5 protein-coding genes and 1 pseudogene are annotated in these 6,393 nt (G+C 66.5%); 1 reads left to right on the top strand and 5 read right to left on the bottom strand.

The features are described from left to right. Nucleotides 1–233, bottom strand: a pseudogene (locus QOD90_RS06545) (alkane 1-monooxygenase); the annotation flags it as partial. A gap of 161 nt (nucleotides 234–394) precedes the next feature. Between QOD90_RS06545 and QOD90_RS06540 the strand changes: the two are divergent. Further along, nucleotides 395–1,792, top strand: a complete 1,398-nt coding sequence (locus QOD90_RS06540; RefSeq protein ID WP_526347851.1) for an FAD-dependent oxidoreductase — start codon at nucleotides 395–397, stop codon at nucleotides 1,790–1,792. On the opposite strand, the gene QOD90_RS06535 is transcribed toward QOD90_RS06540, so the two are convergent. Genes QOD90_RS06535 through QOD90_RS06520 form a run of 4 tightly spaced genes read right to left on the bottom strand, consistent with a single transcriptional unit; the run spans nucleotide 1,749 to nucleotide 6,374 of the window. Continuing rightward, nucleotides 1,749–2,669, bottom strand: a complete 921-nt coding sequence (locus QOD90_RS06535; protein WP_526347849.1) for a cation diffusion facilitator family transporter — start codon at nucleotides 2,667–2,669, stop codon at nucleotides 1,749–1,751. The two genes, QOD90_RS06540 and QOD90_RS06535, sit on opposite strands and share 44 nt — an antisense overlap. Nucleotides 2,670–2,684: 15 nt before the next feature. Continuing rightward, the gene (manA, locus tag QOD90_RS06530) at nucleotides 2,685–3,911 is read right to left on the bottom strand and encodes a mannose-6-phosphate isomerase, class I (protein ID WP_526347847.1); all 1,227 of its coding nucleotides are present in this window, start codon (nucleotides 3,909–3,911) and stop codon (nucleotides 2,685–2,687) included. 4 nt (nucleotides 3,912–3,915) lie between these two features. Next, entirely contained in the window at nucleotides 3,916–4,989 is a 1,074-nt protein-coding gene (locus QOD90_RS06525) for a TobH protein (RefSeq protein WP_526347845.1), read from the bottom strand. After that, nucleotides 4,986–6,374 (bottom strand): phosphomannomutase/phosphoglucomutase, encoded by a 1,389-nt coding sequence (locus QOD90_RS06520; RefSeq protein WP_526347853.1) that lies wholly within the window; start codon nucleotides 6,372–6,374, stop codon nucleotides 4,986–4,988. The genes QOD90_RS06525 and QOD90_RS06520 overlap by 4 nt, the downstream gene beginning before the upstream one ends. Between the last annotated feature and the right edge of the window lie 19 nt (nucleotides 6,375–6,393).

Below are 6,393 nucleotides of genomic sequence, written 5' to 3'. Positions count from 1 at the left end.
TGCCCGTCAGCCCCGAAGCGCCAATCGAGCAACGGCAGCAGGATGTACAACAGGATCGGACCGATCCACAGCGGCGCCTGAGCCGCCGCGTGCCAGCCGAGCTGGTTCAACGCCCAGATCACCGGCAGCATCACGAAGATCGCCGTCGGAACGATGAGGCCCATCAGCCACAGGTAGCGCTTCCTGTCGCGCCACTGCTCGACCGGGACTTCCGACTCAACGTTCGTGGTCATAGCTCGTTCACCTCCATGTGAGTGCCATCACTGTCGAATTTGACTATAGAACCGTTTTTGTCCGTTGTCTATACACAGATGCATGTTTTGTAAAATGACGCGGCCATGACCACCGCACCGGAGACGGGTTGGCTCGGCAAGCACGCGGGTACCTTCCGCGCATGGGCCGGGAACACGCAGTCGTCATCGGCGCGAGCATCGCGGGCATGTGCGCCGCGCGGGTCTTGTCAGATCACTACGCGAAGGTCACCGTCTTCGAGCGCGACGACCTTCCCGACCGACCGGGCAACCGGGCCGCCGTGCCACAGGGCAAGCACGTACACCTGCTCATGGCGCGCGGGGCGGCCGAATTCGAGGCCCTGTTCCCCGGCATCTTGGACGACATGGTCGCGGCAGGCGTGCCGAAGCTGGCCAACCGCCCCGACTGCATCTCCTTCGGAGCTGCCGGCCACCTGCTTGGCACCAACACGACCCTGCAGAAGGAATTCACCGCCTACGTGCCGAGCCGGCCGCACCTGGAGTGGCAGATCCGGCGAAAGTCGCTGGCGATTCCCAATGTCGAACTGGTGCGCCAGGGCATTGCCGAACCTCGGTACGAGGCCGCCGAGGAGCGCGTCACCGGCGTGCTAATTGAAACCGGGAACGAATCGAGTGCGGTGGACGCCGACCTCGTGGTCGACGCCACCGGACGCGGCACGCGGCTGCCGGTATGGCTGGAGCAGTGGGGCTACGGCCGACCGGCCGAGGACACCGTTGACGTCGGCATCCACTACGCGACGCACCAGGTGCACATCCCCGACGGCCTGATCGTGGAGAAGGTCGTCGTCGCTGGGGCGTCTCGCGAGCACCCGGTCGGCCTCGGCATGCTCTTCTACGAGGACGGCAACTGGGGAGTGACGACGTTCGGGACCGGCAAGGCCGAGCCGCCGCAGAACTTCGACGAGATATGCGACCTCGCCGACGTGCTGTTGCCTGCGCACGTCAGTGCCGCGCTGCGGGCCGGTGAGCCGCTCGGCGAAATGGCGTTCCACAAGTACCCAATGAGCAGATGGCGCCGCTATGACCGGATGCGCCGTTTCCCCGCAGGCATCATCCCGTTCGGCGATGCCGTCGTGAGCTTCAATCCGACGTACGGCCAGGGCATGACGATGACGTCGATTCAGGCGGGCAACCTCAGCACCGTGCTGAAGTCCGGGGACCCGGACGTCGCGGGCCAACTGTCCCGCGCAACGAAGAAGACCACCTGGCCGGTGTGGACGATGAACGCCATCGGCGACCTCGCACTGCACAACGCGTCGTCAGACCGCGTGCCGTGGTGGTACCTGACGGTCGGCAACCTCTTCGACGGATTCCTTGGCGCCGCCGAGACGGAAGCCGATCTCGCCGAGTGGTTTCTGCGTCGGTTCAGCCTGCTGGACAGCCTCTACATGGTCCCGGACGCGCGCACGCTCGGCCGCACGGTCCGGCACAACATGGGCCTGCTAATCGGCGAGAAGATCAGAGACGCGAAGTCCATTATGAAGTCAGCGCGCGATCGAGATCCGGTTCCAAGTAGATGACCGTCGCCGCGGGTACCGCGGCACGAACGGCTACCTCGGCGGCATCGATGCTGGCCGCCACGGTGGCCAGGTCGGTTCCCGATGCCAACGCGATCTTGGCGCCGACCAGAAGGTCGTCCGGACCCATGTACTGCGTGCGCAGGTGAATCACGCGATCGATGTGGGCCGTCTGCTCCAACGCGCTCCGAATCGCCTGTCCCTCTTGGAGTGTCGCGCCCTCCCCGATGAGCGCACTGTGCATCTCGATCATCAGGATGACCGCGATCACCGCTAGGAGCACACCGATGCACAGGGTGCCGACGCCGTCCCAGACCGGGTTGCCCGTCGCCACCGTCAGACCGACGCCCGCAAGCGCGAGGGCGAGTCCGATGAGGGCACCGGTGTCCTCGAGCAGGACCACCGGCAGTTCCGGATTGCGCGATCTGCGGATGAACTGCCACCAGCTGCCAGACCCCTTGAGCGGGCGCGACTCCACCATCGCCGTCCGAAAGCTGTAGGACTCCAAGCAGATTGCCACGCCCAGGATGGCGACCGCCACCAGTGGCGATGTCAGCTCGTGCGGGTGGACGACCTTCTCGTAACCCTCGTAAAGGGCGAAGGCCGCGCCGAGGGAGAACAACACCAACGCGACCACGAAGGAATAGAAGTAGCGACTTCGCCCGTACCCGAACTGATGTAGCGCATCGGGTTCCTTGTCTGCTTGCCGCTGGCCCCACAGCAGCAGACCCTGATTGGACGTGTCGGCTATGGAGTGGACCCCCTCCGCGAGCATCGACGAGCTGCCGGTGATCAGGAAGCCGACGAACTTGGCGGTCGCGATGCCCGCGTTCGCCAACAGGGCGGCCACGATCGCGCGCTTGCTACCGGATGTCGACAAGGTCGAACCCCTCCGTCAGATGCCGACCGTGGCGCGGAACAACGAGGCAGGCTCGTCGGCGACCAAGCGAATCGGCCCGTCGTCGGCCGCCACCCACGCCGCCGCTCCGCGGTCGAGGGTGAGCACGCTCGACTTCGCGTGTACCTGGACCGAGCCTTCGGTGCACAACAGCACCTGAGGACCATCGTGTCGGGCTGGCGCGTCGATCTGGTGTCCAAGTTCGCGACCGTCGAGACGCAGCAGGGACACCGCAAACTCGAGTGCCGGCGTGTGGTAGAGCACCTCGATTCCGTCGATCGAGGTCCGTGGCCGGAGCGCGGATTCGTCGGTCGGCGTGAAGTCGAGCACGCGGAGAAGCTCTGGCACGTCGACGTGCTTGGGAGTCAGGCCTCCGCGCAATACGTTGTCGGAGTTGGCCATCACCTCGAAGCCCATGCCGTGCAGGTAGGTGTGGAGGTTTCCGGCGGGCAAGTAGATGCCTTCCCCCGGTGCGAGGGTGATCCGGTTGAGCAGCATGGACGCCAGCACGCCCGCATCGCCGGGATACCGCTCACCCAGCTGCAGCGTCGTCTTGGCTTCCTTGGCGAAATCTCCTGCACCCGAACGCAAGTAGTTGACGGCACCGTCGAGCACCGCGGGCACCAGGACGTCGAGGGCGGCCTGCGGCGCCGTGATCCACGTAGTGAAGAGCGCGCGTAGGCCGTCCTCGTCCGTAGGAGCGGACAGCAGGTTGACGTACGGATCCAGCTCGGCCACCGCGAGCGCCTTGAGGAGCTCGATGCTGCGGGCGACGGGACGGAATCCCGCCAGTGCCTCGAACGGGGCCAGCGCCACGATCAGTTCCGGCTTGTGGCTTCGGTCGCGATAGTTCCTGGTGGGTGCCGACACGGGAATGCCCTGGCGATCCTCCCGCGCAAATCCCTCCATCGCCTGGGCGGCACTGGGGTGCGCCTGCAGTGACAGGGGTTCGTCCGCCGCGAGAACCTTGGCCAAGAAGGGAAGCGCATCACCGAAGTGTTCGCGCGCCACGGCCCCCAACTGGCCGTCGGGATCTGCGGCGATGGTGTCGAGCAGCGACCGCTCCCCGCCGTCGCCTTCCAGCCAGGCGGGATCGCCGGGGTGCGCCCCCAGCCACAGTTCAGCCTCGGGATGCAATGTGGGACTGAACTTTCCACTGAATTCAGCTATGGCGGTATGCGATCCCCATGCGTAGGTCCGCAACGCGCCGCGTAATAGGTCCACGTGTCTAACCTCGAACCAGTCGCAGGTAGGCCGCAGTCATTTCCAGACGCACCGCCAACATCGCCAATTGCTGCTCGGGGCGACCACTTGGCCGCGGCGTCACGACGTCGGGCACGTCGTCGGCGCTCACCACGTCGACGTCGTCGTAGCCGCTGAGGGTCGCGACGATCGCGGGCCGTTCCTCGTCGGTCGCGATCACGACGGTCCGCACTCGGGCGGGCAGTGGGCCGTCGATCTCCTCGTCGTGGAAGATGGAGGACTCGTAATTGGTTGGACTGCTTGCCAATCCGCGACGCAGCGCAACCAGCACGTCGGCCATCCCCACGGTGGCGACGGACTGCTGCGCCACGCGAAGCAAAATGGCGCCGACATGTCTGGCGAGCGCCACACTGGCGGGGTTGGCGCCGGCCAGGACGACGTCGCGGCCGGACATCCGCTCGGCGAGCGACTTGGCCGGGTTGGTGAACAGCTCGCGGCCCGCGCTATTACGCAGCGCCTCGGCGTCGAGTGCATCGGCCAGCTCGGCAAGGTTGACGCTCATGCCGGGAAGGACGACGTGCAGGGTAGCGAGGCCAGCGGCGAGATAACGGACGAGCGCGAACTCGTCGGGCACCAACAGTCGCGGCGCCAGCACCACCGCTCGACCCGCCGCGACCTCCCGAAGTGGTCCCTCGTCGGGAGCCGCCACGACCACTCTGGCGCCGCGCCGGATTCCACTCGCGGCTGCGGCCACCAGTACCGGATCCGCGGGATCGTCACCCGCCACGACCATGACGTCGAGGGCTCCGATCCACGGGGGGACTTCGGAAGCCACCACGATCGGTGCGGCCGTCGAACCACCGAGGGCGGCCGCCAGCATGGCGCCTGCCGCCTCCGCGGCGCCCCGACTGGCCACCCAGATCACGGTGCGCGGCGGATGATCTCCGCGTAGCGACTCGAGCGCGCCCTCATCCAAGGCGGCGGCCGTTGCACGCATCTGCGCACCGCCCATCGATGCGGCCCGCAGCAAACCGTCCCGGTCGGCGGCGAGCAGACCTTCGACGTCGTCGAGGTCGATGGTCGCGTGCGCGGCACTCACGTGGCAGTCTCACTCAGCGAGGCAATCTGGGCCGCAACGTCGTCGACGATCGCCGCAACGTCATCGGAGCTCCGCGCTTCGACGTTGAGCCTCAGCAACGGCTCGGTGTTCGAGGTGCGCAGGTTGAACCAGGTGCCGGCACCAAGGTCGACGGTGACTCCATCGAGGTGATCGATCGACTGGATGCGGCTGCCGAAGGACTTCAGCACGGCGTCGACGCATGCGGGCGCGTCGGCGACGGTGAAGTTGATCTCGCCCGATTCCACGTACCGCTGGTAGTCGGCCATCATCTCCGACAGCGGCCGGTCCCGTTCGCCGAGCGCTGCGAGAACGTGGAGCGCGGCCAACATCCCGGAGTCCGCACCCCAGAAGTCACGGAAGTAGTAATGCGCCGAATGCTCTCCGCCGAAGATCGCGCCCGACTCGGCCATCAGTGCCTTGATGTAGGAATGCCCGACCCTCGAGCGCAGGGCAGTGCCGCCGCGTTCGACGATCAGTTCGGGCACCGCTCGCGAGGTGATCAGGTTGTGGATGACCGTGGCACCGATCTCCCGACCAAGCTCCCGCCCGGCCACCAGGGCCGTCACTGCGGAAGGCGACACCGGCTGACCGAGTTCGTCGACGACGAAGCAGCGGTCGGCGTCCCCGTCGAACGCGAGCCCGATGTCAGCGCCGGTTTCGAGCACGTGACGCTGTAGGTCGACGAGATTGGCTGGGTCGAGCGGGTTGGCCTCGTGATTCGGGAACGTACCGTCGAGTTCAAAGAACAGCGGCAGCAGCGTGACCGATGTCAGCGGACCCAGTACCGCAGGCGTGGTGTGCCCGCCCATGCCGTTGCCCGCGTCGACCGCCACCCGAAGCGGTCGGAGCGCCGAGATGTCGACGAGCGAGCGCAGGAAGTCTCCGTAATCGCCAAGCACGTCACGATCCTCGAGGACTCCCGACGCCCCATCGAAGGCAGGCACCCCGTGGATGACCTCGTCGCTGATGGCGCTCAGTCCGGAGTCCTTGCCGACGGGCTTGGCTCCGGCGCGGCAGAGTTTGATGCCGTTGTAGGCCGCCGGGTTGTGGCTGGCGGTGAACATCGCGCCTGCGCAGTCGAGCAGACCGGACGCGAAGTACAGCTGGTCCGTCGACGCAAGGCCGATCCTGGTGACGTTCAAGCCTTGCGCGACGACCCCTTCGGCGAACGCCGCGGCCAGCGACGGGGAACTGGCCCGCATGTCGTAACCGATCGCGACGCGATCGGCACCCTCGTCGCGGACCAGCCTGGCGAATGCGCCGCCGACGTCTGCCACGAATTGTTCGTCGATTTCTTCGCCGACGAGTCCACGAACGTCATACGCCTTGATGACGCGGTTGACAGCCGCAGCGGGCCTCGACATGGATCTCCTCGCGAAGGGG

It is taken from the genome of Mycobacterium sp. (assembly GCF_032161845.1).
Lineage (GTDB): Bacteria > Actinomycetota > Actinomycetes > Mycobacteriales > Mycobacteriaceae > Mycobacterium.
Note: the sequence above shows the minus strand (reverse complement) of the source record. Positions and strands in the feature narration are given on the sequence as shown.